The sequence below is a fragment of the Flavobacterium sp. K5-23 genome, assembly GCF_023278045.1.
Taxonomy (GTDB): domain Bacteria; phylum Bacteroidota; class Bacteroidia; order Flavobacteriales; family Flavobacteriaceae; genus Flavobacterium.
In genome coordinates this window covers 2,930,397-2,956,760 of sequence record NZ_CP056783.1, presented here as the reverse complement: position 1 = coordinate 2,956,760, position 26,364 = coordinate 2,930,397, and the positions used below count along the sequence as shown (strand labels likewise).

Annotated in this window: 26 protein-coding genes and 1 tRNA gene; 6 read left to right on the top strand and 21 right to left on the bottom strand. The window is 31.9% G+C overall.

Annotation, left to right across the window (positions count from 1 at the left end; genetic code table 11):
* Window positions 1–2 precede the first annotated feature (2 nt).
* From FLAK523_RS12840 to FLAK523_RS12795, 10 genes are all read right to left on the bottom strand, one after another.
* Window positions 3–1,658, bottom strand: coding sequence for a hypothetical protein (locus tag FLAK523_RS12840; protein ID WP_248904087.1), 1,656 nt, complete (start codon window positions 1,656–1,658; stop codon window positions 3–5).
* A 20-nt stretch (window positions 1,659–1,678) separates the two neighbouring features.
* Window positions 1,679–2,017 carry a hypothetical protein gene (locus FLAK523_RS12835; protein WP_248904085.1) on the bottom strand — a complete coding sequence of 113 codons (339 nt, stop codon included), beginning with the start codon at window positions 2,015–2,017 and terminating at the stop codon, window positions 1,679–1,681.
* A gap of 22 nt (window positions 2,018–2,039) precedes the next feature.
* Window positions 2,040–3,587, bottom strand: coding sequence for a hypothetical protein (locus FLAK523_RS12830; protein WP_248904083.1), 1,548 nt, complete (start codon window positions 3,585–3,587; stop codon window positions 2,040–2,042).
* A 12-nt stretch (window positions 3,588–3,599) separates the two neighbouring features.
* Window positions 3,600–3,971 carry a DUF6565 domain-containing protein gene (locus FLAK523_RS12825; RefSeq protein ID WP_248904081.1) on the bottom strand — a complete coding sequence of 124 codons (372 nt, stop codon included), beginning with the start codon at window positions 3,969–3,971 and terminating at the stop codon, window positions 3,600–3,602.
* 4 nt (window positions 3,972–3,975) lie between these two features.
* Window positions 3,976–4,191 (bottom strand): helix-turn-helix domain-containing protein, encoded by a 216-nt coding sequence (locus FLAK523_RS12820; protein WP_248904079.1) that lies wholly within the window; start codon window positions 4,189–4,191, stop codon window positions 3,976–3,978.
* Between the two features lie 594 nt (window positions 4,192–4,785).
* On the bottom strand, window positions 4,786–5,346 hold the full coding sequence (locus tag FLAK523_RS12815) for a hypothetical protein (RefSeq protein WP_248904076.1): 561 nt from the start codon (window positions 5,344–5,346) through the stop codon (window positions 4,786–4,788).
* Between the two features lie 386 nt (window positions 5,347–5,732).
* The gene (locus FLAK523_RS12810; protein ID WP_248904074.1) at window positions 5,733–6,212 is read right to left on the bottom strand and encodes a hypothetical protein; all 480 of its coding nucleotides are present in this window, start codon (window positions 6,210–6,212) and stop codon (window positions 5,733–5,735) included.
* A gap of 80 nt (window positions 6,213–6,292) precedes the next feature.
* Window positions 6,293–6,793 (bottom strand): YqiA/YcfP family alpha/beta fold hydrolase, encoded by a 501-nt coding sequence (locus FLAK523_RS12805; RefSeq protein ID WP_248904072.1) that lies wholly within the window; start codon window positions 6,791–6,793, stop codon window positions 6,293–6,295.
* Window positions 6,794–6,958: 165 nt separating this feature from the next.
* Window positions 6,959–7,177, bottom strand: coding sequence for a hypothetical protein (locus tag FLAK523_RS12800; RefSeq protein ID WP_248904070.1), 219 nt, complete (start codon window positions 7,175–7,177; stop codon window positions 6,959–6,961).
* 552 nt (window positions 7,178–7,729) lie between these two features.
* A tRNA-Arg gene (locus FLAK523_RS12795) sits at window positions 7,730–7,803 on the bottom strand.
* A 68-nt stretch (window positions 7,804–7,871) separates the two neighbouring features.
* On the opposite strand from FLAK523_RS12795, the gene FLAK523_RS12790 reads away from it, so the two are divergent.
* Window positions 7,872–8,384, top strand: a complete 513-nt coding sequence (locus FLAK523_RS12790) for an adenine phosphoribosyltransferase (protein ID WP_248904068.1) — start codon at window positions 7,872–7,874, stop codon at window positions 8,382–8,384.
* Here the strand turns inward: FLAK523_RS12790 and FLAK523_RS12785 are convergent.
* The 4 genes from FLAK523_RS12785 to FLAK523_RS12770 form a co-directional block, all read right to left on the bottom strand.
* Window positions 8,381–8,521: an SsrA-binding protein gene (locus FLAK523_RS12785; RefSeq protein ID WP_248904066.1), complete on the bottom strand. Its 141-nt coding sequence runs from the start codon at window positions 8,519–8,521 to the stop codon at window positions 8,381–8,383. The two genes, FLAK523_RS12790 and FLAK523_RS12785, sit on opposite strands and share 4 nt — an antisense overlap.
* Window positions 8,522–8,606: 85 nt before the next feature.
* Window positions 8,607–10,760: a M56 family metallopeptidase gene (locus FLAK523_RS12780; RefSeq protein WP_248904064.1), complete on the bottom strand. Its 2,154-nt coding sequence runs from the start codon at window positions 10,758–10,760 to the stop codon at window positions 8,607–8,609.
* Window positions 10,761–10,762: 2 nt separating this feature from the next.
* The gene (locus FLAK523_RS12775; RefSeq protein WP_248904062.1) at window positions 10,763–11,122 is read right to left on the bottom strand and encodes a BlaI/MecI/CopY family transcriptional regulator; all 360 of its coding nucleotides are present in this window, start codon (window positions 11,120–11,122) and stop codon (window positions 10,763–10,765) included.
* A 259-nt stretch (window positions 11,123–11,381) separates the two neighbouring features.
* Window positions 11,382–12,602, bottom strand: coding sequence for an MFS transporter (locus FLAK523_RS12770; protein ID WP_248904060.1), 1,221 nt, complete (start codon window positions 12,600–12,602; stop codon window positions 11,382–11,384).
* A gap of 97 nt (window positions 12,603–12,699) precedes the next feature.
* Between FLAK523_RS12770 and FLAK523_RS12765 the strand changes: the two genes are divergently transcribed.
* The 5 genes from FLAK523_RS12765 (at window position 12,700) to FLAK523_RS12745 (ending at window position 16,784) form a co-directional block, all read left to right on the top strand.
* Window positions 12,700–13,302, top strand: coding sequence for a DUF1684 domain-containing protein (locus tag FLAK523_RS12765; protein WP_248904059.1), 603 nt, complete (start codon window positions 12,700–12,702; stop codon window positions 13,300–13,302).
* Window positions 13,302–13,949 carry a TatD family hydrolase gene (locus tag FLAK523_RS12760; protein ID WP_248904057.1) on the top strand — a complete coding sequence of 216 codons (648 nt, stop codon included), beginning with the start codon at window positions 13,302–13,304 and terminating at the stop codon, window positions 13,947–13,949. The genes FLAK523_RS12765 and FLAK523_RS12760 overlap by 1 nt, the downstream gene beginning before the upstream one ends.
* Window positions 13,950–14,020: 71 nt before the next feature.
* Window positions 14,021–14,737 carry a ThiF family adenylyltransferase gene (locus tag FLAK523_RS12755; RefSeq protein WP_248904054.1) on the top strand — a complete coding sequence of 239 codons (717 nt, stop codon included), beginning with the start codon at window positions 14,021–14,023 and terminating at the stop codon, window positions 14,735–14,737.
* A gap of 66 nt (window positions 14,738–14,803) precedes the next feature.
* On the top strand, window positions 14,804–15,457 hold the full coding sequence (locus tag FLAK523_RS12750) for an HAD family phosphatase (protein ID WP_248904052.1): 654 nt from the start codon (window positions 14,804–14,806) through the stop codon (window positions 15,455–15,457).
* Window positions 15,458–15,938: 481 nt separating this feature from the next.
* On the top strand, window positions 15,939–16,784 hold the full coding sequence (locus tag FLAK523_RS12745; RefSeq protein WP_248904050.1) for a DUF2911 domain-containing protein: 846 nt from the start codon (window positions 15,939–15,941) through the stop codon (window positions 16,782–16,784).
* Between the two features lie 72 nt (window positions 16,785–16,856).
* Here the strand turns inward: FLAK523_RS12745 and FLAK523_RS12740 are convergent, their stop codons facing one another.
* The 7 genes from FLAK523_RS12740 to FLAK523_RS12710 all read right to left on the bottom strand — a co-directional run bounded on the left by FLAK523_RS12740 (window position 16,857) and on the right by FLAK523_RS12710 (window position 26,292).
* Window positions 16,857–18,569: a sodium:solute symporter gene (locus FLAK523_RS12740; RefSeq protein WP_248904048.1), complete on the bottom strand. Its 1,713-nt coding sequence runs from the start codon at window positions 18,567–18,569 to the stop codon at window positions 16,857–16,859.
* Between the two features lie 123 nt (window positions 18,570–18,692).
* Complete coding sequence (locus FLAK523_RS12735; RefSeq protein ID WP_248904046.1) at window positions 18,693–21,224, bottom strand: PIG-L family deacetylase; 2,532 nt, start codon at window positions 21,222–21,224, stop codon at window positions 18,693–18,695.
* 166 nt (window positions 21,225–21,390) lie between these two features.
* Window positions 21,391–21,906, bottom strand: a complete 516-nt coding sequence (locus FLAK523_RS12730; protein ID WP_248904044.1) for a hypothetical protein — start codon at window positions 21,904–21,906, stop codon at window positions 21,391–21,393.
* A gap of 162 nt (window positions 21,907–22,068) precedes the next feature.
* The gene (locus FLAK523_RS12725) at window positions 22,069–22,521 is read right to left on the bottom strand and encodes a hypothetical protein (protein ID WP_248904042.1); all 453 of its coding nucleotides are present in this window, start codon (window positions 22,519–22,521) and stop codon (window positions 22,069–22,071) included.
* 163 nt (window positions 22,522–22,684) lie between these two features.
* Complete coding sequence (locus FLAK523_RS12720) at window positions 22,685–22,984, bottom strand: hypothetical protein (protein ID WP_248904041.1); 300 nt, start codon at window positions 22,982–22,984, stop codon at window positions 22,685–22,687.
* 96 nt (window positions 22,985–23,080) lie between these two features.
* Window positions 23,081–24,892: a hypothetical protein gene (locus FLAK523_RS12715; RefSeq protein WP_248904039.1), complete on the bottom strand. Its 1,812-nt coding sequence runs from the start codon at window positions 24,890–24,892 to the stop codon at window positions 23,081–23,083.
* Between the two features lie 248 nt (window positions 24,893–25,140).
* Window positions 25,141–26,292: an AI-2E family transporter gene (locus FLAK523_RS12710; protein ID WP_248904037.1), complete on the bottom strand. Its 1,152-nt coding sequence runs from the start codon at window positions 26,290–26,292 to the stop codon at window positions 25,141–25,143.
* Window positions 26,293–26,364: the final 72 nt, after the last annotated feature.

Genomic DNA, 26,364 nt, shown 5'->3' with positions numbered 1-26,364 from the left:
GGTTAATTATTTAAATTGAAGTTTTGAGAATTACTAATTGCATTAAAAATATGAGCTAGAAATTTCTCCTTGGTAGTAGTTACTTTTTGTTTGTCCTCAGAACTTGATTTAATAAGTTTGCTGACAAAATTGTCATATCTGTCTCCAGAGATATTTTTAATCGACCTGTCATCTGACCAATGGTATTTTTTGTCCAGAAATATAGCACCAACATCAATTTTTTTAAGTTCCTGTTTTGAATCAGGAAATGACTTATTATCAAACATAAATGTCCCTGGTGCTACAGTTTTTCTTATTTGGTACATCCAACCTGGATGAAAGGTTTCATTTTCAAATTTATATGCAAAGTCTTTAAAATAGTTATTTATGTCTTTACAGTCATCGTTAGTAATTGAACTATACTCGGTAATCTCTTGATTTTCAAATTGTTTTATGAAGCCCATCAAACCAATATCTCCATCTGCAGCACCATTTTTAGCCAAACATATATGAGCTAAAGAAAAGAAGGCGCCTAAACGGTTCGCAAATTTTTCGCCAGAATTATTTAGGTTACCAACGAAATCATTGAAAGAAAAATTGAATGAGTTATTGTTGAATTCTACGGCTTTGAACAAATATTCTGCTTTTTCTCCATCAAATCCAGTTTCACGAGTGAAGAAATCATAAGCAGCACATGCGCATAAAAGTTCGGTAATATGACACAGGTTTTTTTGATTTGCACCACCTGTAATAGTTTGTCCAGAGTGACTGTCATCAACTTTTTTACTTTCAATTGGCCAACCAATATGATATAAAATTTTATAACTTTTTTGAACAGTCGGGTCACTTTGATAGAATTGAAGTGCCGCTTGGCTGTTTAATGGGAAAAAAGAAGAATCTGCAATAACACTATCAGCTTTAGTAGATTTTTGTTTTTCATCCGGTTTTTTGAAATTAAAATACTCTGTCAATAAAGTTGACCCGAATTTTGCTTTTGATAAATCAATTGTTGCAGTACCACCAGAACGTATGAATACAAAATCCTGTAAAGCCTTAGGAATCACCGGTATTGAAGATGCGCCAGTACCTCCAAATATAGAGCCGAAAATAAAAACACGTGCGTTTGGCCCTGCTTTTTCTAATTGAGAAATAAAATTATCAAGCTCTTTTTCTTGTGACTGCACCTGAACACCTTTGGCAAGATTACGTGCAGCCTCAACTATACCGTGATACATCAGCATCGATCCCAAATGCGTCTGTGCACGATAGCCATGTGCCAAACCGAATTCCTGAACGGAGCTATTGTCTAAAAACAAATCTGAGATAAGTTTATTTGATTTTTGTTGTTCGGGAGAACCTGTAGAAATTTTGGAGATGTTTTTATAATTCTCTCTGCCGACTGCTGAGTAGTTAGTATAGAATCTATGCAAATTTAATTTAGCCGAAAAAAAAGTGTTAGCATTTGGAGTTCCTCCATTTGTGTTTCCTGAAGTTTTAATTCGATTGTACAACTGAATTTGCTCTTCAACTTTTCCCTTATTACCATTTGTCTGATCAGTATCTAAAGTCAGCACTTCAATCTCTTGATTATCGAACATTCCAATCGCACTTAAATGTGTGAATGATTCCAAACAACGCATTCCTGTCCCACCAATTGCAATTACAAATAATTTATCCATTATAATTTATATTTTAAAAATTAAAACCAGTTTCCTACTTTACCATTTTTGAACATTTTACTTAATACAAAGCCCATTATAACGTAAACTGCAAAACCGATCCCGGTGCCTATGCTTAATGCGGTCATGTATTTATTGACAATCATAATATTTGCTTCTGGTTTGAAAACGAAATATCCAAGGAAAAATATTACGACCGGACACAGAATTGCAAGAATCCAAAACCACATTTTTCTTTGTTGTGGGTCTTTTGGATTACTACCACCTTCAAATTTGATGGTATTAGCAATGAATGCTGCAAGGAGTAAGAATACAAGCGATGTAATAAGTGAGATAATGTAAGCTGATGTTGATTCCATATTATTTTTTAGTTAGTAATTATTAAAGTGTTTTTATATAATAAGAGTAAATGACTTTATTAGATGGTTTAACTTTCTCGTCTAAAAGAGTGTTCTTTATGGATTCATAAAGAGCTAAATTTTGATTACCTTTTGAGGTTATAGATGACCATTTAAACATATCAAGTTTAGAATTTGAAATATTAGGGTTTGCATTATTGATAACTAAGTCAACTCTAATTAAACCTGTAGGATTAGATATGTTTTTTAAATTAAAATTTGAGTCGAAAGAAACCCCTAATTCTACTTTTTTCTTATTTGATTTTTTGGTATTTACAAATAATTCCTTGTTTAAAGAAAACACCTCAGCAAGTATTAAATTTGGGTTACTTTTATAGACCCAATCTTCTATCACTTTTCCTTTAGTGTCATAACATGAAAGAGCAATATTATCGATTTGACCGTCTTTAAATTTATCTTCGCCATTACTACCTTTTTCTAATTTTGGTTTGTGTTTTAACACTTCTTTGCATTTTGCAAAATGTTCAAAATCTTTTGAAACATCATAAACTTTAACTTCCAAATCTGCAATGGAATATGCATCTTCATCGCTTAAATCAATAAATAATTTTCTAAAAAAATCTTTAAATTGATTTTGTTCTTGATACACTTCTTTTAATTCATTGATTGTTGCCCAGTCTAAGCCAAATTGATAAAACTCGAAGTTATTGTTGTTTTGTAAACCGTTTACATAGGTATCTCTATTCAAGTCTAAAAGATTTTTTCCTTTTTCATCTTTACCAGAACTGTCATAGAAAATGCCGCCAGTCTTTTCCGCACCATATTCTTGATTTAGTTTAAAAGATTTATTTGACAGATCAAAATGCGGTAAAGAACCAAGCGAATTTTCAACTTTTGAAATCATTCCTGATTTCGAAGAATTACCACAATTAAAAACTGTAAAATACAAGTGCTTATCGATTCCGTTTTCTTTATAGTTTGAAACATAAAAACGTATTGTGTTTCCTTTAGAAAGCCATATGATAAAAGATTCTTTTAAATAAGGAATATCAAGAATTTCGGACCTACCTGAAGAAGCCGGATAATACTCTTCAAAATCAGTTACCAGCAAAGCATCATTGTTTTTGCTTACAATTTTTGAAACTGCTTCTTTTATTGGTGCATAAACACCATGATAAGAATTTTGATCCACAACCATTTTACCTACTAAATCGGGATTAGAATTTTCTAAAGGCTTAATTACATCATTATTTAACATAAAAACATCTAAATCTCCTGACAAGTTTCCATAAACTGCTTTTAGTAAATTACTATTTGTAGGATTGTTTTTAAAAGCTTGAAAAATTCCATTGGAAAAATCAATATACAGAGATGGATTCCCTGTTTTTGTATTGGCAAGATTTGGAAATGTTGCGTCCTGATAGGCTTCGACTCTTTTATTGAGACCTGTATCATAACTATCAAAATTCATAGCGCTGAATGGATCATCGTTTTTTTTATTACATCCCGTGCATCCTAAAAATAAAAGTGTCGATATTATTCCAATAGTTATAAAATAATGCTGTTTCATATTTATTATAATTTATTTTGTTAATGTTGTATCTGATGCCATTTCTTTAATAAAAGAATTTGCTTGTTGCATCATATCGTTTAAATCTGATTTTATATTATTTACTTCGGATTTTAATCGAATTGCTTGGTATTTACCAAGTAATTTATTTATTCGTGTTGATTCCTCATCAGACAACTCTGGTCTAATTTCCTTGTAATCAGCTTGTAAATTATTGTATAAGCTGTCTACTTCATTCCAATCCTTTTTTGTGAAATTTTTATAATTATGATTTGTCTCAATTATAAAAGTATCCAATTTTGATATGTATGCTTTTTTAGCATTAAAATTACATGACGATATCAACACAATTAAAAAAACTAAATAGTATTCTTTTCTATACATTTTTTTATCCTTTAAAATTCAACTCGCAAACTCTATTATACCAATAATTCCCCTTTTGATTATCAAACATAATCGGAGCATTCATTTCCTTTTTCATATAAGAAATATAATTATAAACAGTTCGTTCAGAGACACCTAGTTTATTAGCAAGATCTTTAGGATTCCCCGTACGTTCCATCATTAAAAATTCATGCAATTTTTTTATAATTCGTATATCCATTGTAATACAATTTTAAAACTTCCTACTGCAACGCAGCTTCAGTACTTGGTTTTTTATTAACAATTTTTCCTAAATGAATTAGTAATTAGTCATTGTGAATGTTAATTATTTGTCTAAAATATGATTATTGATTATTAATATTATTTTTTTAATATCTATTTAGCAAAACTATGTTTAATAAAAATCTGTTCTTTACGGTTTTCCACATTTTAGGAATAATAATTTTTATTTATATATTAAGGAGTACATCTTTGATTTAAAAACAGGAGGAGGATGTAATTGTAGAACGCTTGATAAACAAGTGTTTACATTGTGCATTAGTGTATACTGTTAATGAAGATCTATGGTTTTTTTGAAATTAAAAAAAAAAGAATATTTTTCATACTTCTCTTTTAATTTAGGTTTTAATAGCATCAATAAATTGATTTAAATAAAAATAAATGCGATTTCTAATTTATTAAAACGACTCGATTTCGCATCTTAAAATCCCAAAGTATCATTTGGAATTTAAGATGACTGGAAGTAATTATTTTAAAAAAAATAAATTTGTGATATTAGAAGAAATATCTAAGGATTGAATTTCAATACTTAAAATTATATCTCAAAACCATTCTGGTAAATCAGCAAGGTTTCCTTATTTCTAAATAGGAGTTTTTGATTGGAGTAGGTGGGTTGTTGCAATAACATTTTGTCATTAAATTGGATCAAATAGAACTGCAACTCTTCCAAATTGAAGTTTTCTATATTTAGTTGGTAGCTGCCCACAAAACCTATTGCTTGCTGTTCCACATAAATGCCGGGGCTGTATTCTTCTTGAATATTAATTTTATTCTTGTTGTATAGAGGAAAAAGCAACAAATCTTGATCTATGTTGGCGATGTGTAGTTTTTTGATTTTTTTACCGTCATACCAAATCTCTATTTGGTTTCTAGGGGAGTCCAATAAACCAGACCATTTTGTGCCTGGAAGGTGTTCAGTAGATGCAATAGCGGGTATTTTAAGGTAGTAATAGAAAAACGGGTCTAATAATGCTTTTGCTAACGGTAGTTTCATTTTGGCAGCCACTTTCAAGCATTCTTTTAAGTCATCGTCATTGCACTCGAACTTTTTTAGGGTCCAACTTTCGCCGTGAAAATTGATTTTGAGTTTAGGCATAGAGAATAATGGTTTAAGACCTATATGTAACTAATATTAGGAAATTGCAGAAACTATTTTTTTTGTAATTTATAAATATTATATTCTAATTACTATTTGTTCTTTTTTGCATTGCCCAAAAAAGAACCAATAAAGGCTAGCCCTGGACCGTACGCCGACCCGCTATTATCTCAATTATGAAATCCAACAAACTCTCCGCCGCCGCGGATCAAACAGTTTTTGTTTATACGACTTCTTCAAACATTTGACGCTCGACTGCGGAAGCTAAGGAAACTAGAAATTGGGAAATAATGAACATTTGTTTCGTGATTTATATGAAAACCAAACCTTAAATTAACGTTTTAAAATGGTTTAAGGAATAGGTAGATAGTTGCTGTAAAATACTTTTATAAAACCAAATGTAATAGTGCCGCTATTCTTTTAATTGACAAACCGCCATCAATGGTATAAAGCACTTTATTTGAAGAGTAAGTTCCATCACCTTGCCGGATTTTGATTCCGTCAATGGTATACAGGACTTTATTGGAGGAATAGATTCCGTCCCCTTGTCGGATTTTGTTACCATCGATAGTGTAGAGCACTTTATTGGAAGAATAAGTGCCGTCCCCTTGCCTGATTTTATTACCGTCAATTGTCAGCAACACTTTATTGGAGGAATAGACTCCATCTCCTTGTCTCACTTTATTCCCATCAAAAGTGTACAAAACAGTGTTAGATGAATAGGTTCCGTTACCCAATCGTACTTTTACTCCATCTATGGTGTATAACACTTTATTCGAAGAATAAGTTCCATCACCCAGACGTATTTTTGTTTGGGAATGAATTGCCATTATGGGCAAAAGAATTAATAGAAATAGGTACTTCATACAACCATTTATTTTAGAATGAGTTTAAAAGAGGAATGTTATTAATATAACAAATTTTAGGTATTCCTATTAAACATAACTCAATAGCTGAGGACCTCAAAAAAGGTTTTTGTTTCTTGTTCGAAAATTTCTACGGGAATTTGATGCGCTAGTTCTCTTTTTATACGAATGTCGTAATCAGTTGTTGAATTACTATATTGTGCCAAATAGTTTAAGTTGTCTTTTGCTTTGATAACTACATCCTGGGCACCTAAAACAATTCGCATAAATGAAGCATTGTTTACAGGAAGGGTTGCAGGAATAATTTGTTCGATATTACTGCGATAGGGCAGTGCCGGATTGTAAAGTAATGCACAAAGGCCTAGACTGTTCGCCAGGTGATATGCCGCAAAGCCCCCCATACTGCTTCCTATTATGACATTGATATCCTGATTGTGATATTCATCATATAAATTCTGAATCATATTGGGATTTGATTTATAATCTATGTCCGGAGCAATCACGTTGCCATAGGCTTCAAGAATGACTCTTTTTGGTTCGCTTAATTTGCTTTCGAGACCGTGTAGGTATAAGATGTTCATAGTTGTTTTTTAAATTTCAATATTGTGTGAGTTGTTTTCAACTCCTTCTAAATGGGATTTTTAATATTCTTCCATAGAACCCACTAGGTCCAGCCTATGGACATCACTTTCGTGAATTTTGGTAAAGATATGGTTATCTATATTGTGGGATAAGCTGTTCCATTTTTAAATTGTTGATTCTATTTCCCAATTCACTTCACCTAAATCTATTGTTCCATTCATTTCGACTTCAAGCCAGGAAGAAATTCCTCCTTCGACACATTTTAGGTTCAACCCGTAACCTGAAAAAGTTTCGTTATTGATATTTAACGTTGTTCCTTTTTGTAAATGATTCATCATTTTCGAATGCTGTTCGTCAGTTAATTCAATAGTTATCTTTTTCATATTTGGAGTAATTTGATTTTTAATAAAAGATCAGGAATCAAAAATAAACAAAGTGATCCGGTTAATTTTACGGCTTTCCTCATTGTTGTTTCTTGATCCATTTTTCCCAAAATGGATTAGTTTTTCTTTTTCAGCCTCAAAATACTTATGTTTTTATTCTAATGAAATGATGGTAATTTCTAGATTGTAATTTTTGTAGAACTCGGTTGATATTACAGCTGTTTTTTTTTATTTCTACAAAAGTAAATAGTCATTACGACAAACTATGGCGTGGTTAAATTAATTTTCATAATCCTTCGTTTTCTTTAGTATTGGAATATAATGGTAGGTCTATTAAAAATTGAATATTTCGACAACTGATATCGTGGTCTTGACTTCTGTTTTTTTGTCCTATTTAAAGTAAGTAGTTTGAATTCATAAATTGTAGAAATACTCAGCAATGTATTAGATAAGATGTAAACGGTGTATTAGGAATGTATTCGATTTTTTGACTATATTAGTCTAGATTTCACTATAGCCCATAAAAAAACCCCAACATAAGTTGGGGTTTTGTGACCTTGACTGGATTCAAACCAGTAACCTCTTGAGCCGTAATCAAGTGCGCTATTCAGTTGCGCCACAAGGCCATTGCGGGTGCAAAGATAGACATAATTTAGAGTTACGCAAGTATAAATATTAATAAAATTAAAAAAAAATGAAGATAGATAATTACATCCGTGATATTCAAGGTTTTCCAAAAGAAGGAATTTTGTATAAAGACATTACTCCTTTGTTAATTGACGCCAAAGCAAGCAAGGAATGTCTTAAAATATTAGTTTCGACACTACAAGATCGACAAATTGATAAGGTGGTAGGAGCGGAAAGTCGAGGCTTTTTGTTTGGGATGCTTTTGGCACAAGAATTAAATGTGGGTTTTGTTCCTGTCAGAAAGCCAAATAAACTACCATATGATACCATTTCGGCATCGTATGATTTAGAATATGGGTCGGATACTTTAGAAATTCATACTGATGCGATTCAAAAAGGCGATCGTGTACTTATTCATGATGACGTTTTAGCCACAGGAGGCACAGCTAAAGCAGTTTGTGAGTTAGTGGAAAGATTAGGCGGAATAATCGTTCAGTGCAATTTCCTGATAGAACTCAGTTTTTTGAACGGAAGACAGAAATTAGGGGAAAATGAAATTTTTGCAGCAGTGACGTATTAATCAATAGCTCTTGTAGTTACATAATATCTGTAACCAATGATTGCCATTTGCCATTTTTTGGCTTTGGCCAAATCCAATCGTTTTTTAGTAAAACTAGGAAAGATGATCTTGTTGATTTGGGCTAAAATTTTGAACATAAGGTTGTTATTTTTGACAAAGATATAAAAAAAAGACGGTCTTGATTAGAGACCGTCTTTAATGATATGATTTGGAGAATAAAAATTATTTTGTTGTAATTTCAATTATACCGTTAAAAGCTTTTTCTCCATATTTTTGTAACGCTCTTTCTTTTAATTCTTTTGGAAAATTTGTTACTTTACTAACACCAACATTAACTATTTCATTTGGGTCTAATTTATCAAGAGTTTTTACATCACTTATCTTTCCATTAATTATGATGACAGCTTTCTTGTAATCTACATTTTTATCTTGTTGAATCCTTTTGATATTGTCGTTTGAGTCTGATACCCCAAATCCTATTGCCCAACCATCATTTTTTTTGGTCTCGATCTGATCTTCGGCTTCTTTTTTAGTAGTGATTTTAATTATGTCACGACCTGCAGTAGATTTATTTACATCCATTCGCTCAATCAAGGTTGGATCAATTTTCTCGATTTCTTCTTTATTTACTTTTTTTCCATCGATAAAATAAGCTTCGCCTTCAGGAACTCCAATTATTTCTCTTTTTACAATTTTAATTGTGTTTGTGGTTTTTGAAACTTTATTACCATTAAGATTGGTTGGGTCTGTTTTTTCTAAGTTTAATTGGGTAGCATTGTGGTTCTGCCCAAAAAGCATCACTTTGTTGTCATCTGGGACTTCACTTATTTGATTATTTATCCAAACTTTACTTTCATTAGTTTGACCAGTATTTTGTTTTTTAACAGGAATCATAGATTTGTCATTTGTTTTATTGTTAGGCTTTCCCGTAACTATTTCCACAACTCCATTTTTTCCTTCTGAACCATATTTTACAATAGCTTCTTCTGGGTCTAAAATGTTGAATGATATAATTTCCTCTTCAAGAGGTATTTTAGTGCTGTTATTATCACTTTGTTTAACACCGTTAATAATCATTAAATAATCACGACCGTTTTTTCTGAAATTATTTACTCTCCAAAAATTAGATTCTTTTTTTATATCTAAATTAGAATCCTCAAGGTTTGAATTGCTTACTGATTTCTCATCTGTAACTGTACTAAAACCAAAGTTTAGTTTATTGTCATTTTTCTTTTCGGCAAAGATGGTAAAGGGTTTAATAGCTTTATCACCTGAAATGTAATACTCTTTTTTCGCCCCTTTTTCATCTTTTAATTCTACTTTAATTCCTGTAATTTCATTTTTTTTATTGATTTTAATTTTCGAAAAATACATATCGATATTGTATTCGTTTTTAAAAAAATCTTTTTCATTATTTAATTCTTTCTCTGTCGAACTTGAAGTAACGTGAAGTTCTACCTTAAATGCATCATATGGTTTACTTTCTTGGCTGTTTATAGTACCTGTTTTTTCCTGCGCAACTACCTCGATTTGAAATAACATTATAAATACCACTAATGCTGGAACTACCAATGTATACTTCCAATAATTCCTTTTTTTCGACTGATTTTTGTTTAACATAACGATTCGTTTTTTGATTAATGATTGATAAAAATGATTGGTAATGGCAACACAATTCTCTTGTGTTGTTATTTTTAAAAGCGTAATTTGGTAGGCTTTCTTGTCTGTTGTATTTTTGGTGGCTTCGCTATCAGCTATAAATTCCAAATTTTGGAGGATGGCTTTTTTATGTAACCAAATAATTGGATTGAACCAAAAAAGTATACAAAACACTCTAGAAATAAGCACATCAACGGTATGATTTTGCTCGCTATGAATTTTTTCATGCTCTAAAATATTTTCTAACTCGGCTGGACTATATAAAGTTGAATTGTATACAATTGTATTAAAAAACGAAAAAGGAGCTAGATTTTCTTTGGTGTCAACAAGCTTAAAATCAGCTTGACGTTGAATTAATTTTCCCTTTAATAGCTTTTTTAAGCTATAAAAATCATACAGAAACTTAGCCAGTAAAACTAGAATCCCAAGACCATAAACCAATACCAAAATAAGGGGTAAATAATCTACAAATGTTTTTTCCTCCACATAATGAGTAACAGGAATTGTTGACCAATCCATAGTTGAAACCACCGGTTCTACCCAAATCACTTTGGTGTAAACAATCAAAGGTAAAATCACCGAAGTGAATAATCCAACCAATAGAAACCAACGGTTACTGGTGAAAAAGGTTTCTTTTCTCAACATAAAAAAGTAGCTTATAAAAAACAAAGCCAGCAATCCACTGGATTTAACGAGGTATATAAATAGCGTCTCCATAACTATTCCTTTTTTTCAATCATTGCTAAAATTTCCCGTAATTCCTCCGCAGATATCTTTTCCTCCTTGGCAAAAAAGGAAACCATATTTTTATACGAACTGTTGAAATAATTGTCAATTGCCGTATTCATAAACCGTTTTCTATAGTCTTCAATACTCACAATAGGGAAGTATTGATGCGTTTTTCCATACGCATTATAGGAAACATATCCCTTTTCTTCCAGATTCCTAATAATGGTTGATAAAGTGTTGTAGTGCGGTTGGTCTTCAGTGATTTCCGCCATAACTTCTTTTACAAAAGCTTTTTTTAGCTTCCATAAAATGTGCATGATTTCTTCTTCTTTGTTGGTTAACTTTTGCATAGTTTGCTATTTATTTGGGCGTTTCCCTACGGGTCAGGCTTTCGGCTTTATCTCATAGTCCCTAAATGTCGGGACTTTGAGGATATCGCCTTAATCCTTAACGCAAACCAAACTTACAACTATATTTATAGTTACACAACTAAAACTGTAGTTTTTAAACTATTTTTATAGTTTAAACCTTTTTGGAAGTATAAAAATTCTTTTTTTTGAAATGTTTTAGAAAAGAAAAAGTAATGGGAATATAGAATAATAGGGGAGTTTATACCGGTTTACTTTCCAGTTTCAATAACTTTTGTAACCAGATACAACAGCCTGCGGCCGCGACTCCAAAGCTTCCCATCACAAACCAGTTAGTTTGATACCCAAAATAACCAATGACTTCCATTCCCATTTTTGAACTCACAATGTGCGCCAAACTAAAACTCATTGTGTATAAAGCCATATAGCGTCCTTCGTGTCCTTTTGGAGCTCTTCCCATGGCAAAAGTATTCGAAAAAGGAAAGGCGAAAATTTCACCAATCGATATTATTATCATACTAATAACCAAAATCCCTGCCCATACATTGATCAGTAAAGAATAAAAACTGGCAGCCATTAATAGGGAACCCCAAAGAATGATTTTTAGTTTTTGCACTTTTTTGCGTTCAAAATAACTAACAATGGGCATTTCCAAAGCGAATATTAACAAACCGTTTAGGGTCATTAATAAACCCGTTTGAAATTCAGTCAAGCCAAACATTTCGTGATGATATAAAGGTAAAGCTGTAAATAGCTGGAAGAAAATCATTGCCGTGACAAAACTCACAAACAAGAAAATCCAAAATATTTTGTCTTTAAATACGGATGCTACTTCTAGTATACTAATATGTGGATCTTGATGCGAAGCTTTTTTCTTTTCCTTAACCAATAAAGCAAAAATTAATATGGCGATTATACAAGAGGTACCGTCAACCCAAAACAATCCTTTGTAACCCACACCCATAATAATTAATCCTCCCAAGGCTGGGCCGGCAGCAAAACCAAGATTTACCGCTAGTCTTACTAATGTTAGCGATCGGGTTCTGTTTTCCGGTTTGGCATATGCACCAAGGGAAACAAACATCGCTGGTCGAAACATATCGGCAAGTGTCATAATGCTAAACATTCCGAAGCATAAACCCCAAAAAGAAGTGATGTATTGAAGGATGAAAAAGAAAACCCCACTGCTGAACAAACTAAAAACCATTACCTTATAAAAACCTATTTTGTCAGATAGTTTTCCGCCTAACCAGGAGCCTAACATAGATCCAGAACCAAATGCCACCATAATCCAACCCACTTCGCCATAAGTAAATTGCAAATCCTCCTTTAAATATTTGGACAAAAAAGGCAATACCATCGTTCCCGCTCTGTTGATAAACGTGATGAGTGTAAGAATCCAAATCTCTCTCGAAAATCCTTTGAAATTATTAATATAGCGTTGAAAAGCGGTTTTGAGCATTATAAATGGGTTCTATTTTGCAAAGGTAGAAAACTTTGTAACTTCCAGGCTTTGTGCCTTTGTAACTTTTAAACTATTTTTGCAGAAACCTATCAGTATGAAAACCATTTTTAATATAATACTTCTTCTTGTTTCCTTTTTTGGCTTAAGCCAAGAAAAATTTGATGCCCTTGCTGCTGAAAAATACCAGAATCATTTAAACTCGGAATATGCGGATGTAAAAACGAGTCCTTTAACTCCGGAAGATTTGGCAACATTCAAAACGTTAGATTTCTATCCAATTAATGAAAAGTATTTTGTGGTCGCTAAATTTGTAAGAACTGATAAAGAGAAACCATTTGAAATGCCAACTTCGACGGATAGAAAACCTATGTATATTAAATACGGGGAAGTTTATTTTGAAATTGATGGGATAGCGTCTAAACTAAACGTGTATAGAAGTATTGACTTATCAAAGAGAAAAGAATATGAGTCGGATTTATTTTTGCCTTTTTTCGATTTATCTTCAGGAAAGGAAAGTTACATTGGAGGGAAATACATTGATTTAAAAATCCCAGAAGGAAATACCATTGCGATCGATTTTAATACATCATACAATCCTTATTGCGCCTATAGCCATAGATATTCTTGTCCTAAAGTGCCAATGGAAAACGATTTAAATATCGATATTAAAGCTGGTGTTAAAAAATTTCATGACTAATGCAATTCTTTAATTGTCATACACATCAACATACGAATAGGGAAGACGTATTAGAATTAGTCAATCAATATCCTCAGGAATTTGATGCTGCCATTCCGTTTTATTCCATTGGAATCCATCCTTGGCACATAGTAAAAGAGCGTTTAGAATCTGATTTGCTTATTATCGAAAGTAAATTAAAAGAGGATAACTGCATGGCTGTTGGGGAGTGCGGTTTAGACAAACGTATTGAAATCCCAATGGAGTTGCAACAGCAGGTTTTTGAAAAACAATTGGCATTAGCCCAGCAATACAATAAACCTGTGGTTATTCATTGTGTGGCTGCTTTTCAGGAAGTGATAGCCATTAAAAAGCAAATGAATATTTCAGTTCCAATGATTATTCACGGCTATTCGAAAAGCTTACAGCAAGCCCAACAATTGATAGATAATGGATTTTATCTTTCTTTTGGAAAATATTTACTGCGGAATCCAGATTTAGAAACCGTTTTTAAAAGCATTCCCGATAATCGTTTTTTCTTGGAAACTGATACTATCGAAGAAACAATAAAAGATGTGTACACATTGGCGGCAATGTATAAACATTGGAGTATTGAAAGATTGCAAAAACAAATAAACAGGAATTACGAAGACGTTTTCAAAAAATAATAGTTTTGAAAATTGAATAATGATTAACTAATGTTGGAATAAGTAGAACATTAAATTTTAAACAAAATAAAATGGCAGAATGGACAGAGAGAGCGGAGCTTTTATTTAAAGCCGAGGGTTTACAAAAATTGCAAAATGCTAATGTATTGGTTGTTGGTTTGGGAGGAGTTGGTTCTTTTGCAGCTGAATTTTTAGCCAGAGCGGGAGTAGGAACAATGACCATCGTTGACGGAGACACGGTAGATATTACAAATATAAACAGACAATTACCTGCTTTACATTCGACAGTAGGCCAACCCAAAGTTGCCGTTGTAGGAGATCGATTAATGGATATCAATCCGGAATTGAAACTGACTCGTATCCAAGAATTTCTTTCTCCAGAGCGTGCTTTTGAAGTGGTTTCTGAAGAATTTGATTATGTGCTGGACTGTATCGACAGTGTTACACCAAAATTGAATTTGATTATTGCTGCCAAAAGGAAAAGAGTCAAAATCATTTCGAGTATGGGTGCCGGTGGAAAAATGGAAGCTTCTAAAGTTAAAGTTGCTGATATCAACAATACAGTGAATTGTTACTTTGCAAAAACAATCAGAAGAAGATTGAAGGAACATAAAATCGATAAGTTGAAAGTTGTTTTTTCTTCAGAGATTCAGGATGATAGCAGTTTAAAAATGACTGATGGTTCGAATTATAAAAAATCATTTTACGGTACAAACAGTTATATGCCAGGATTATTTGGATTGTACGCTGCGGAAACCGTGATCAGATACCTATTAAAGAAAGAATAAGAATTCAGAATAAGAATTTCAATAACAATAAACTATAGTCCTTGAGACTAGAAATTAAACAATAAAATGAAACAGACAGTAATTTTCGATATGGACGGGGTAATAGTAGATACGGAACCAGTACACCGTTTTGCCTATTTTCAACATTTTGACGAGTTGGATATCGTAATAACCGAACAAATGTTTACTTCCTTTACGGGAAACTCAACTCGGAATGTATTTCAAAGAGTGAAGGAGATGTTTAATTTAGATCACGAAGTTGAGGATTTAATTCAAAGAAAAAGAGCCATTTTTAATGATGCTTTCGATTATAAGGAAGATCTGGAATTACTGGAAGGAGTTGAAAATTTAATCAAGGATTTGCATCATAATAATGTTCAGATGATACTGGCTTCTTCGGCTTCAAAAGTAACAATAGAACGCGTTTTCAAACGTTTTGGTTTACACCAATATTTTACTCATATAGTAAGTGGAGAAGATTTTCCTAAATCTAAACCACACCCAGCCATTTTTGAACACGCAGCTTCCTTATCAATTGCTCCAAAGGAAAGTTGTATTGTGATTGAAGACAGCACTAATGGTGTGAAAGCGGCAAAGGCAGCAGGAATCTATTGTGTGGGTTATAATAGCGTGCATTCAAAGTTGCAAGATTTATCAGAAGCGGATGTTGTCGTTAATCATTTTAACGAACTTAATTTTGACAAAGTTTCTAAACTCTAATATTATAGGGCTATATTCTATAATAAACAGCATTTAATTTTAACCATATAAGAAATATAAGGTCACTTAAGCAGGATGTATAAAACAATACCTTATGCTAATCAAGGGTTGAAAGTCTTTAATTTGTGCCGCTAGGCACTTATTATCGGTAGTAATTAGTTTCAAAATTTATTAACGTGCCGTAGGTACGCAACAAAATGATAGGAGTTGCGTACCTACGGCACGCTAAATTCGTTTCAATTGATGTTTTCTACCAATACTTAGTGCCTAACGGCACATTCGAACTCTTGATTCTCATAACTTTTAGGTTCTTATATTTCTTAAATGGTAAACCTTTTCATCCGATCCAGACACTTCGGAAGTCGGGATTTTTTTATCTGTTTTAAGGAAAATATAAGTTTAAAATGCGTTTTATATTAAGAAAAAATTAACATTTCCAATTGTTTGAATTTGTAAATTTGGAAAAACTAAATAAAAAATTATGAAAAAAATACTTATTGTATTAGCGATCATTATTGTACAATTTACAATTGAAGCCCAAGTAAAAACACCTCAGGGTAGTCCTAAGAGTACTTTAAACCAAATTGTTGGTTTGACAGATGTTGAAGTAGTTTATTCTCGTCCTTCTGCTAGAGGTAGAGCCGTATTTGGAAACTTGGTTCCTTTTGGAAAAGTTTGGAGATCGGGTGCAAACGAAAACACTACTGTATCTTTTAGCGATGATGTTATAATCGATGGGAAAACATTAAAAAAAGGGAAATACGCTTTATATACTATTCCAAATATTCAGAGTTGGGAAATTATCTTTTATAAAACGACAGACAATTGGGGAAATCCAGCGGAATGGAATGAAGCTAATGTAGCTTTAAGAGCTAAAGTAAAAGAAGAGTCTTTATCTAAACTTGCTGAAACGTTTACTATAGGGATTAGTGGATTAGATAATAATTTTGCATTCTTGGAAATGTACTGGGAGAATTCTTATGTTGCTTTAAAATTTGAAGTTCCAACACAAAAAAACACTCTTGCAAGTATAGAAAAAGCCTTGGCAGGTCCATCTGCAGGAGATTACTTTTCTTCGGCTCAATATTTATACCAGTCAAATGGTGATATTACAACTGCTAGAATGTATGTTGATAAAGCTTTAGAATTAAGCAAAGAAAAACCTTTTTGGTATAACCGTTTAAAATCTTTGATTCAAGCAAAACAAGGAGATAAAAAAGGAGCAATCGAAACAGCTAAGATTTCACTTGCTGCTGCTGAAATAGCTAAAAACGAGGATTACGTAAAAATGAATAAAGACAGCATATCTGAATGGTCTAAAAACTAATTTACAGTATTCGTATATATAGAAAAACCGTCTTGTTGTTAAACAAGACGGTTTTTTTTATGCTTATATTATTTATTTTTCTTTTCTAAAGATGGTCCATTGCATAAACGAAGAAAGGACAATTGTAAGCATAGCTCCTATAAAGTTAAGCCATAAATAACCCAATTTTTCTTCTCCGCTTGGGTGAATGTAAATAGCAAAGTAGTATATAATAAAAATGGTGATTTGGCTAATAACCGCACTTGAAAAAATAGCTTTGGCTTTTACATATTTTATATAAAAACCTACAAGGAAGATCCCCAATACGGTTCCATAGAAGATAGAGCCTATAATGTTGACCAACTGAATCAAATTTTCAAACAAGGTTCCGATACAGGCAAAAAGAATAGCCACTATACCCCAAAACAAGGTAAAGAATTTTGTAGCATTCAGATAATGTTTTTCTGATTTTACCGTCTTTAAATTTCTTTTGTAAATATCTATAGCCGTTGTTGATGCCAGAGCGTTTAATCCTGAAGCGGTTGAAGACATCGCTGCAGACATAATTACGGCAAGCAACAAGCCAATAAGTCCTTTAGGCAGGTAATTTAGAATAAAATGAAAAAAGACATAATCTTTATCATTAGTTTCACTGGAACTGTCGGCTTTAAGAATAATTTCTTTTGCTCGGTCTCGTAAATCTTTTTCTTTTGCTGAAATGGCAACTAATTCTTTTCTCAATATAGGATTATCATAATCCTGATTTAGTTGGTCGATATACAATAGATTAACCACTTTTTTATCCTCGGAAAGCGTTTCTAATTTTTTTTCCAATACGTGGTATTCCTCTTTGTATTCGGATTTTTCAATTGTTATTTTATTGTTTGGATTAAAATTTAATGGAACAGGATTGAATTGAAAAAAAACAAAAACCATTACCCCAGTCAATAAAATAAAGAATTGCATTGGCACTTTTAAAAGTCCGTTCATTATTAATCCCATCTGACTTTCACGCACAGATTTTCCTGATAAATAACGACCTACTTGTGATTGGTCTGTCCCAAAATAGGCTAGCGCCAAGAAGAAACCACCAGTGATTCCACTCCAAAAAGTATATTTTTCCTCTGGATCTGTTGAGAAATTTAGAATGTCCATCTTATCATTTGCACCAGCAATATGAATCGCATTGCTGAAAGTCATATCATTTGGTAAAAAGTGTAAAATAAGAAAGAATGTAATGAACATACCAGACATAATTACAAACGTCTGTTGTTTTTGGGTAACATTCACCGCTTTTGTACCACCTGAAAAAGTGTAGATTATTACTAAAGCCCCAATAACAATATTCATGTAAGTAAGATTCCAACCTAATATCGCCGATAATATTATCGCTGGCGCATATATGGTTAATCCTGTCCCTAATCCTCTTTGAAATAAGAAAAGGATAGCAGCAAGCGAACGTGTTTTTACATCAAATCGTTGCTCGAGATATTCATAAGCGGTGTAAACTTTGAATTTATGATAAATAGGTATAAATGTTAAACAAATTACAACCATAGCAATGGGTAAACCAAAGTAGAATTGTACAAACCCCATTCCGTCATGATAGGCCTGACCGGGAGTTGATAAAAAGGTTATCGCACTGGCTTGAGTAGCCATAACAGAAAGTCCCACTGTATACCATGGTGTTTCGTTTCCTCCAAGAATAAAATCTTCTACATTTTTACTTCCTTTAGTTTTCCAAGATCCGTATATTACAATAAATAATAAGGTTCCAATAAGTACAATCCAATCGAATAGTTGCATGTTTTTAAGAGTATAATTTCATTATTAGGTAAAAGATGGATATGTATATCGCATTGGCTATTAGCACCCAACTATAGCTTTTTTTCCAGTTTTTATTTTTTGGTTCCTTCATATTCGTATTTATTATTGTTTTATCTTTTGAGGTGGAAGATTTACATCAGATTTTAAGGAGATTATATTTGATAACAATCGATATGCTCCTGAAACGCCCTCTGGTAATTCTCTAAAAAAACTTAAACCTGTATAGATGTAATGTCCTTTACCATAGCGAGCAATTAACAAAGCGCCATTTGTAGGGTCTTCCCCTTTATCGTTTGAAGATAAAATAGGAGTGAAAGCCTTGTCAAATTCGTTTGGATAGTACAACCCTTGTTCTTGTTTCCATCCTTCAAAATCTTTTGTCGTGATTTTATTAGGGTAATTTAAAACGGGATGATTTGGAGCTAAAAACCGCATTTCGGCATTTTCTTCAGTTACTCTATCTCTAGAAATTTTTAAAGGATAAGGAGCTATATTGGCGGGTACATTCTCATCTAGAGTATTGTATTGCACCATCATAGTTTTTCCTTCTTTTACAAAATCAAATAGAATAGCTTGTTTGTTAGCTAATTCCTGAACAGTATTATAGGCACGAATTCCAGTAATTACTACATCTAATGATTCTAGTTTTTCTGGTGTAATATCCTCCGCATTCAGTAAGGTTACACTATAGCCCATTCGAGTTAAGCTTTCAGGGACTTCATCACCTGCACCCATAATATAACCTATTTTTTGACCGTTAGTTTTTAAATCCAGTTTGATGAATTTAGCTTCGGCTGGTTTTAGTACCTGCTGCTTTGTGATGTGATCGTAATTAATTACGGTTTGTTCTCTATCATATCTTTTACCATCAATTATAGCTATACTTTTAGCGGTAACTTCAGAAGGATATTTAGGAGCGATAACTTCAAAATACACAGTTTTTTCTGCCTTGTTTTTTTCTATTTCAAACGGAATTTGTTTTGGAAATACTTTCCAGTCTTCAGGTAGTTCAAGCTGTAAATTTCCCTTAATGTTATCTTTACCAGCTTTAATATTTACTGCAATGTATTTTTCTTTTCCATTGTTAAAAAGGGATATTTTATCAATAATTGTAGTGGTTACTTCAGGAACAATATCAAGATAATTATAAATTTCCCCTTTTACATGATCATTAAATTTATAGACCACAGTGCGTTCAAAAGGAATTTCAACTCCATCAATTAAAATATTGAAAACCACTTTTACTTCTCGGATAATATCAGGTTTTCCAATGTTTTTTTGATCATTAACCGTATACATTCCTTCATCTCCTTTTTCTTTTAAATAGTAGGGTTGGGTGTAAGCGATGTTAGAATCTAATTGCAATTCAAGGTTTATATTATTTAAAATATTTTTTTTAAGCTCCGTCTTTACAACTGTTTTTTTATTTTCAGGCAAAGTCGTCATACTCATCAATTGCATTGGGGTAGCACTTCGATTAATTGCCTCAATTTTTAGTTTGACAAGGCTTCCCTGTGTAACTTCCTGGTCTTTTGAAACAGCTTCGAGATAGAGTCCGGAACAAGCGGCAATTGTATTTTTTATTTCATCAGATTTTAATGTTTTCCAATTATTGTCTTCTAATGATTGTATCATAGTGTAGGCTTTCGCCAAAGCAGGAATACTGGCAGATGGATTAGAGAAATCAAATTGAGACGCTATAACTGTTAATAATTCTCCAATAGATTTTCCGCCTTTTACTCGGTTCCAACTTGTATCTATCCCCTCAAAAAGATTTGTTTTGTCTATTAATCGTTCTCCATTGATGAATTCTAAATATTCAGTTTCTTCACCACGACTTCCTGTACTTCCAAAACCTTGTGACTGATGACGACTTCTACTCAATGCTGCAATTTCCTGATTTGATTTTCCAGTTGAAGAATAATATACGCCTGTTTGTAATGAAACTAAATTTGTCTTGTCAGCAGCATCAAATTTTTCTTTCCCTCCATAAAACCACCAAGAAGTATTGAAAAATTGGCGTTTGGGTTGCCAAGTTTTTACAAGTTTTAGTTGTTCAGGATAAACAGTTGGATTATTAGCTAAATCAAAACTTTCCACACTCAACATTGCCGAGGCAGTATGATGTCCGTGAGTAGTTCCCGGAGAGCGATGATCAAAACGATTTATGATTACATCTGGTTGAAATTTTCTGATTGCCCAAACGATATCGGACAAAACCTTTTCTTTATCCCAAATTTGTAATGTTTCTGCCGGATTTTTAGAATATCCAAAATCATTGGCACGAGAAAATAGCTGTTCTCCACCGTCAATTTTTCGGGCTTCAATAAGTTCTTGTGTTCTAATTACTCCTAATAATTCTCTTAATTGTGGTCCTATTAAATTTTGCCCACCATCACCGCGAGTTAGAGATAAATAAGCTGTTCGAGCATTTTTTTCATTCGATAAATACGAAATCAGCCGCGTATTCTCATCATCAGGGTGCGCAGCAATATAAAGTACAGATCCCAGAAAATTAAGCTTCTGGATTTGGTTGTATATTTCTACTGAATTCGGTTTTTTAGGCTGTTGTGCTTGTAGTATTTGAAAAGAAAAAAAGAGAAAAAGAAATATGTAGTAATACTGTTTTTGCATTTTTTTTAAATTTAATTTGCAATGAGTTCAAATGTAGTAATAAAATCAATTTTGAAGATGTTTTTTATTTCTTTTATAAAAATGATAAATTGAATAAACGCAAAAAGAGGGAGCTAAATTTAGCTCCCTCTCTTCATCTTGAATGTTTTTTAGAAATCAAGTTAGATTAATCTCTATCTTTTCTATTCCCTTTATGGTTTTTATGATCACGGTTTTCATATCGTTTATTGTTTTTATAATGATTTTGTTTTCCGTGTTTGTCATTATGCCTGTAATTATCATGTTGTCTGTAATTACCATTTCTATTACCATAGGTTCTTTGATGGTTTCCTTTGTATCCTTTGTAGTATTTAGATTTATGATTTTTAAAATGGGAATACGGTCTATGTCCGTGGTAATCATTTAAAACTACTTTATACCCATTGTGCAAATTGTAATTTCTATATTGTCTTGGTAAATTTCTGGATCTGATCCATCTTCCATTACCAAAATAAATAAATTGCGTTGCTCTAATATCATAATAGGCTTCTATATCTGGTAGGTAATAATAATCTACTTCAGCATAACCTACGGGTCCCCATAAAGGAGGTGTGCCTATATTTACATTTACGGAGACTTGTGACTGAATCGAACTCGATACGAGTAGTATTATTCCAATGGCGATTAATTTTAATTTTTTCATCTTTATTATTTATTGTGGGTTATATAAATATTGTTTCAAACAATACTTCTGTGCTAAAACCAACAACTGTGCCACGATGCGTTTATTGCTATTCTATTGGGGTTTATTCAAAAAAAAAGAAACGCAGTTTGCGTTTCTTTTTTAGTTTGATCGAAATAAAAATTAATGTTTTTTATTTCCTTTCCCCTTGTTTTCATTTCCTTTTTTATTGTTGCTATTATTGCGGTTGTCATGTTTGTTACCAATTGTTCTTTGTGGTTTCCCTTTATACCCTTTATAATATTTGGTTTTATGATTTTTATAATGAATATATGGGCTATTTCCACGATAGTCAGTCAGCACAACTTTATAACCACTGTATAAATCATAGTTTCGATACTGTCTAGGCAAGTATCTTGATCTAATCCATCTACCATTTCCAAAATAAATAAATTGGGAGGCTCGTATGTCATAATAGGACTGAACATCTGGGAGGTAATAATAGTCTACTTCAGCATAACCAGCAGGACCCCATAATGGAGGAGAGCCTATATTTACACTTACTGAAACTTGTGCGTGAATGGAACCAGTCACAAACAGGACTATTCCTAAAGCAATTAATTTTAATGTTTTCATCTTTCTCTTTTTTAACTTGTTATGTAAGTAGTAACATAGTCAGTACTTTAGAGTTAAAGCCAACAACTGTGCCAAGATTAGTGTTTAAATATATAGATTGGTCTATAAAAAAAAGCTGTCTAAATATTATTTCAGACAGCTTTTTAATTATTTGTATAAAGAATTATACTAAAAGAATCAATAAAAGGATAATGATAATTATAGCTCCTATAGAAAGATACAATCCATTTCCTGACGATCTTAAATTAGTTTTAATCTCTTTTACTTCTTTACGAAGTTCTTTTTTTTCAACTCTGGTTAATGAAGATTTATCAATTTCTTTAATCTCTTCTAGACGGTCAAGCATTTTTTGAACTTCAGCAGGAACTTCTTTTGGATTTGTTTTTTCAGCTGCTAGAGCTGTGGAAGGAAGGAAACTTAATGACAACATCATTATCATTAAATAAAAGGATAGTTTTTTCATCTTTAATTGGTTTTAAATTAATGTCGTAACTAGTATAAAGATAATAAAAAATTAAGAAAAATACTGTAAAATAATTTGATTATCAGTAGATTAAGTTTATTTATAGGAAAGGGTACGAGGTTTAGCCAATTCAAATCCATGTAATCCATAATCTGAAGTTTCAAATGAATTAATTCTAAATACATTATCTCCATTAGATGGAGTACTTGGATAATAAGCGATAGATAGCTGAAAAGAACTGAATACTAAGTAATCGTTGTTAATTATTAGTCCAATACCAATTTTAGAATACGGTTTATTCTTAATGGAATTTTGTATGCCGGATAACATCGCAATCGAATAATTGAAATATGGATTTAAACGAAACCCCCATAAACTCCATGGTGAATAAGCCTGTGTTTGTAAAGTAAGGGCTATTTTTTTTGTTCCATTTAGTGTACTGTTAAAATCTTGACTACCAAAAACATCAATCAGTGTAAGTCGATCTCCGGGAGTATTTAATCGGTTTAGTCCAATAATTATTTGTGGCTTTACAAACTGTCTCAATTTCCAACTACCCACTTTTATTAGATTTGTAAAATAATTTGCTGAAATTGAAAAAGCAGTTTGTTCGGTTTTTGAGTTATCAAAAAAGCTTCCAAATTCAATATTAGTACTCAAAAATCCCCATTTATTATAGGATCCATAGGAAAATTGGAATCCCAGATAAGGCTTCCAGTTATTGTTTTTATATTGATATCCTACAGTTACACCATAAATTCTTCCTATAGGAACATCCTCAATAATTCCGTTCTTGAATATAAAACGGTCTTTTACGAATTTACGACTGTTAATACCTATTCCGGTTAGAATGAAGTGTTCTTTCGAATAAAAACGGATGGTATCATAATCTAAAAGAGGACTTTCTAAATAATTTATATTAAGATATCGACCGGTTAAAATTAGATTTGTTGTTCTGTCTTTTATCGTGTTTTCCTTAAAAATTCGGAATGATTTTCCCATCCAATAATCCTGGGTTTCAAATTTTATATTTTGCTGTGCATATTGTAAATCAGGTCCCTGAAGGGTGTCTTTAAGAAATTGTTGGTCTAAATAAATTCCGCCAGCCCATTTGGTTAAAGGGGAGAAAAACGGACGCTCAACGGCAATACTTTTACCATAAGATTCCGCCACTTCTTTGTGGTAACTTAATTTTGTGCCTATGTAAGTGTTTTTAATATTTGGAATGGTATAGGATGTTTCATATCCTTTCTTTTTTTCATCTGCGCTGTTGGTATACTTATTATCGAAACGATGTCCAAGCCCCAAAAAGTTATACTCTTTTAATTCTACAAAAGATTCTGAACTTATAAAAGAACCTTGTGGAACGGTACTCCAGGAATCTAAAACCCGAACAAAAACATCGACCGAGTCAGACTCAGGGCTAATGAGTTGTTGGGTTATATTGGCTTGATTAACATAATTTTGAGTTCGTAACAAGCGTTCGGATTCCTTAACTACTATGGAATCAAAAGGGGTATGTTTTTTTAGGAGTAATAAGTTTCTAATTGCAAGTTTCTTGGTTTTAATATGGATTCTGTTTCCCGTTTTTTGAATCCATCCTTTTGGTTTCATTATGGTATCTAGATCCGAATAACCAAAGGGATCAAGTGTGGTAATGAAAATATTACGAATAATTTTACCTTCAAAATCAATATAATTTAAAGTAGTTTTTTTTTGTTTTAAAGTATCATTTGACTCAACTTTATGTTTTTTTATAAACTTGGGAAAGTTACTTTTTTGTATTATAAGTTGATTTTCTCTATTAATATCAGAAGTGTCTTTTTTCTTTTTGTTATTTTGGGAAAAAGAAACCTGAAAGTAGCAGAGAAATAATATAAACAGAATATGTTTATGATTAATAAGCATTTTTTTAAAATTTATTTTAAAAACTAAACTTGTGATTTGTCAATAGGTTTGGCTTGTTTGAACTTATTTTTTGGGTTTAAAGATTCAAATTAATAATGATTTTTTTTGCTGCTCAATATTTAAAAAAATAATAGAGTAGGAGCAAGAACCATTTATAGGTCATTTTTATTATGATAGGAACCTGTGTATTAGTTATATAAAGTTAAAACAAAAAGGAATGAAAAGGCGGTTTTTATTCGAAAGAATACTTAAGTTGTATTGTTTTCTATATCGTTTTGTAAATTCTCAGTAGTGGATTCTATAATTTGGTTTGGTTTCTCTTTTGCATTCCAAATGTAATTTTTGGGTAAATTATCACTCATTAAATAACCCCAAGGTTCTAAAGAATCTATTCTATCAAAAATAATTTTTAGAATCGCTAATATAGGAATTGCTAAAAACATTCCTGCAGTCCCAGCAATACCTCCACCAATGATAATTCCAATTATGGAAACAAAAGCGTTTATTTTGACTTTTGTATTTATAATCATAGGTACAAGTACATTATTGTCTATCACTTGTACAACGAAATTAACTCCAATTACTCCAAGGATTATTGATATATCTGGAGTACCAGTCAATGAGGATAAAATGGTTAAAATACCGGCAAGTAAAATACCTAAATAGGGAATCAAATTTAGTATCCCTGTTATGATACCTAATAAAATAGCGTATTGAACACCTATTAAATAAAGACCTATGCTTGTTAAAACTGAAACGGCGATCATTTCTATAATCAAACCAGAAATATAACTTTGTACTGATACCTTGATTTGAGCTAAAATTTCTTGCAATTTCGGATGATATTCTTTTCTGAATAGTTTTGATAAAAAGACTATGAAATGTGTTTTGTATAAAAGAATTAGAAAAGTATATATAGGTATTAACGTAATGTTTAAAATAGTGTCTGTTACTGAGATTAAAGTAGTCCCAATTGTTTCTTTTCCTTTCTTTACGGAGTCCTGAGCCACATCCTCAATATATTTTCTTTGCTCCCAAATACTAATTTTAAAGTTTGTTCTAATATATCTATGAATATCAGTGATGAACATATTAATGTTTTTTCTGATTTTTACAAAATCTGAAGCAATATCACTTATTTCATAGGATATAAATGCAAGAATCCCCATTATTAATAATACAAAAAGGAGAACAGTTATTGTAACAGCCAAAGCATTTGGAAAACGCAATTTTGTATTAAAAAAGTTGTTGATTGGTAATAATAAAACAGCAATTAGAAATGCCATTAGAATAGGTATCAGTACATTTTTACCTAAATGGAAAATATAAGTAATACTAATTAAACTTATCAAAGTAAAAGAAAGCCTGATATAAAAAGGATATTTTATTGTATTGCCCATATTGTAATAGTAATTAAAAGATAAGTTTTAAATCTCTAAAATTATTTAATGTTTTAACAAGCAAATATGATG

Excerpts from the sequence above, each read along its gene's own strand:
- FLAK523_RS12840 (WP_248904087.1), bottom strand. The coding sequence starts at position 1,658 with ATGGATAAATTATTTGTAATTGCAATTGGTGGGACAGGAATGCGTTGT.
- FLAK523_RS12835 (WP_248904085.1), bottom strand. The coding sequence starts at position 2,017 with ATGGAATCAACATCAGCTTACATTATCTCACTTATTACATCGCTTGTA.
- FLAK523_RS12830 (WP_248904083.1), bottom strand. The coding sequence starts at position 3,587 with ATGAAACAGCATTATTTTATAACTATTGGAATAATATCGACACTTTTA.
- FLAK523_RS12825 (WP_248904081.1), bottom strand. The coding sequence starts at position 3,971 with ATGTATAGAAAAGAATACTATTTAGTTTTTTTAATTGTGTTGATATCG.
- FLAK523_RS12820 (WP_248904079.1), bottom strand. The coding sequence starts at position 4,191 with ATGGATATACGAATTATAAAAAAATTGCATGAATTTTTAATGATGGAA.
- FLAK523_RS12815 (WP_248904076.1), bottom strand. The coding sequence starts at position 5,346 with ATGCCTAAACTCAAAATCAATTTTCACGGCGAAAGTTGGACCCTAAAA.
- FLAK523_RS12810 (WP_248904074.1), bottom strand. The coding sequence starts at position 6,212 with ATGAAGTACCTATTTCTATTAATTCTTTTGCCCATAATGGCAATTCAT.
- FLAK523_RS12805 (WP_248904072.1), bottom strand. The coding sequence starts at position 6,793 with ATGAACATCTTATACCTACACGGTCTCGAAAGCAAATTAAGCGAACCA.
- FLAK523_RS12800 (WP_248904070.1), bottom strand. The coding sequence starts at position 7,177 with ATGAAAAAGATAACTATTGAATTAACTGACGAACAGCATTCGAAAATG.
- FLAK523_RS12790 (WP_248904068.1), top strand. The coding sequence starts at position 7,872 with ATGAAGATAGATAATTACATCCGTGATATTCAAGGTTTTCCAAAAGAA.
- FLAK523_RS12785 (WP_248904066.1), bottom strand. The coding sequence starts at position 8,521 with ATGTTCAAAATTTTAGCCCAAATCAACAAGATCATCTTTCCTAGTTTT.
- FLAK523_RS12780 (WP_248904064.1), bottom strand. The coding sequence starts at position 10,760 with ATGGAGACGCTATTTATATACCTCGTTAAATCCAGTGGATTGCTGGCT.
- FLAK523_RS12775 (WP_248904062.1), bottom strand. The coding sequence starts at position 11,122 with ATGCAAAAGTTAACCAACAAAGAAGAAGAAATCATGCACATTTTATGG.
- FLAK523_RS12770 (WP_248904060.1), bottom strand. The coding sequence starts at position 12,602 with ATGCTCAAAACCGCTTTTCAACGCTATATTAATAATTTCAAAGGATTT.
- FLAK523_RS12765 (WP_248904059.1), top strand. The coding sequence starts at position 12,700 with ATGAAAACCATTTTTAATATAATACTTCTTCTTGTTTCCTTTTTTGGC.
- FLAK523_RS12760 (WP_248904057.1), top strand. The coding sequence starts at position 13,302 with ATGCAATTCTTTAATTGTCATACACATCAACATACGAATAGGGAAGAC.
- FLAK523_RS12755 (WP_248904054.1), top strand. The coding sequence starts at position 14,021 with ATGGCAGAATGGACAGAGAGAGCGGAGCTTTTATTTAAAGCCGAGGGT.
- FLAK523_RS12750 (WP_248904052.1), top strand. The coding sequence starts at position 14,804 with ATGAAACAGACAGTAATTTTCGATATGGACGGGGTAATAGTAGATACG.
- FLAK523_RS12745 (WP_248904050.1), top strand. The coding sequence starts at position 15,939 with ATGAAAAAAATACTTATTGTATTAGCGATCATTATTGTACAATTTACA.
- FLAK523_RS12740 (WP_248904048.1), bottom strand. The coding sequence starts at position 18,569 with ATGCAACTATTCGATTGGATTGTACTTATTGGAACCTTATTATTTATT.
- FLAK523_RS12735 (WP_248904046.1), bottom strand. The coding sequence starts at position 21,224 with ATGCAAAAACAGTATTACTACATATTTCTTTTTCTCTTTTTTTCTTTT.
- FLAK523_RS12730 (WP_248904044.1), bottom strand. The coding sequence starts at position 21,906 with ATGAAAAAATTAAAATTAATCGCCATTGGAATAATACTACTCGTATCG.
- FLAK523_RS12725 (WP_248904042.1), bottom strand. The coding sequence starts at position 22,521 with ATGAAAACATTAAAATTAATTGCTTTAGGAATAGTCCTGTTTGTGACT.
- FLAK523_RS12720 (WP_248904041.1), bottom strand. The coding sequence starts at position 22,984 with ATGAAAAAACTATCCTTTTATTTAATGATAATGATGTTGTCATTAAGT.
- FLAK523_RS12715 (WP_248904039.1), bottom strand. The coding sequence starts at position 24,892 with ATGCTTATTAATCATAAACATATTCTGTTTATATTATTTCTCTGCTAC.
- FLAK523_RS12710 (WP_248904037.1), bottom strand. The coding sequence starts at position 26,292 with ATGGGCAATACAATAAAATATCCTTTTTATATCAGGCTTTCTTTTACT.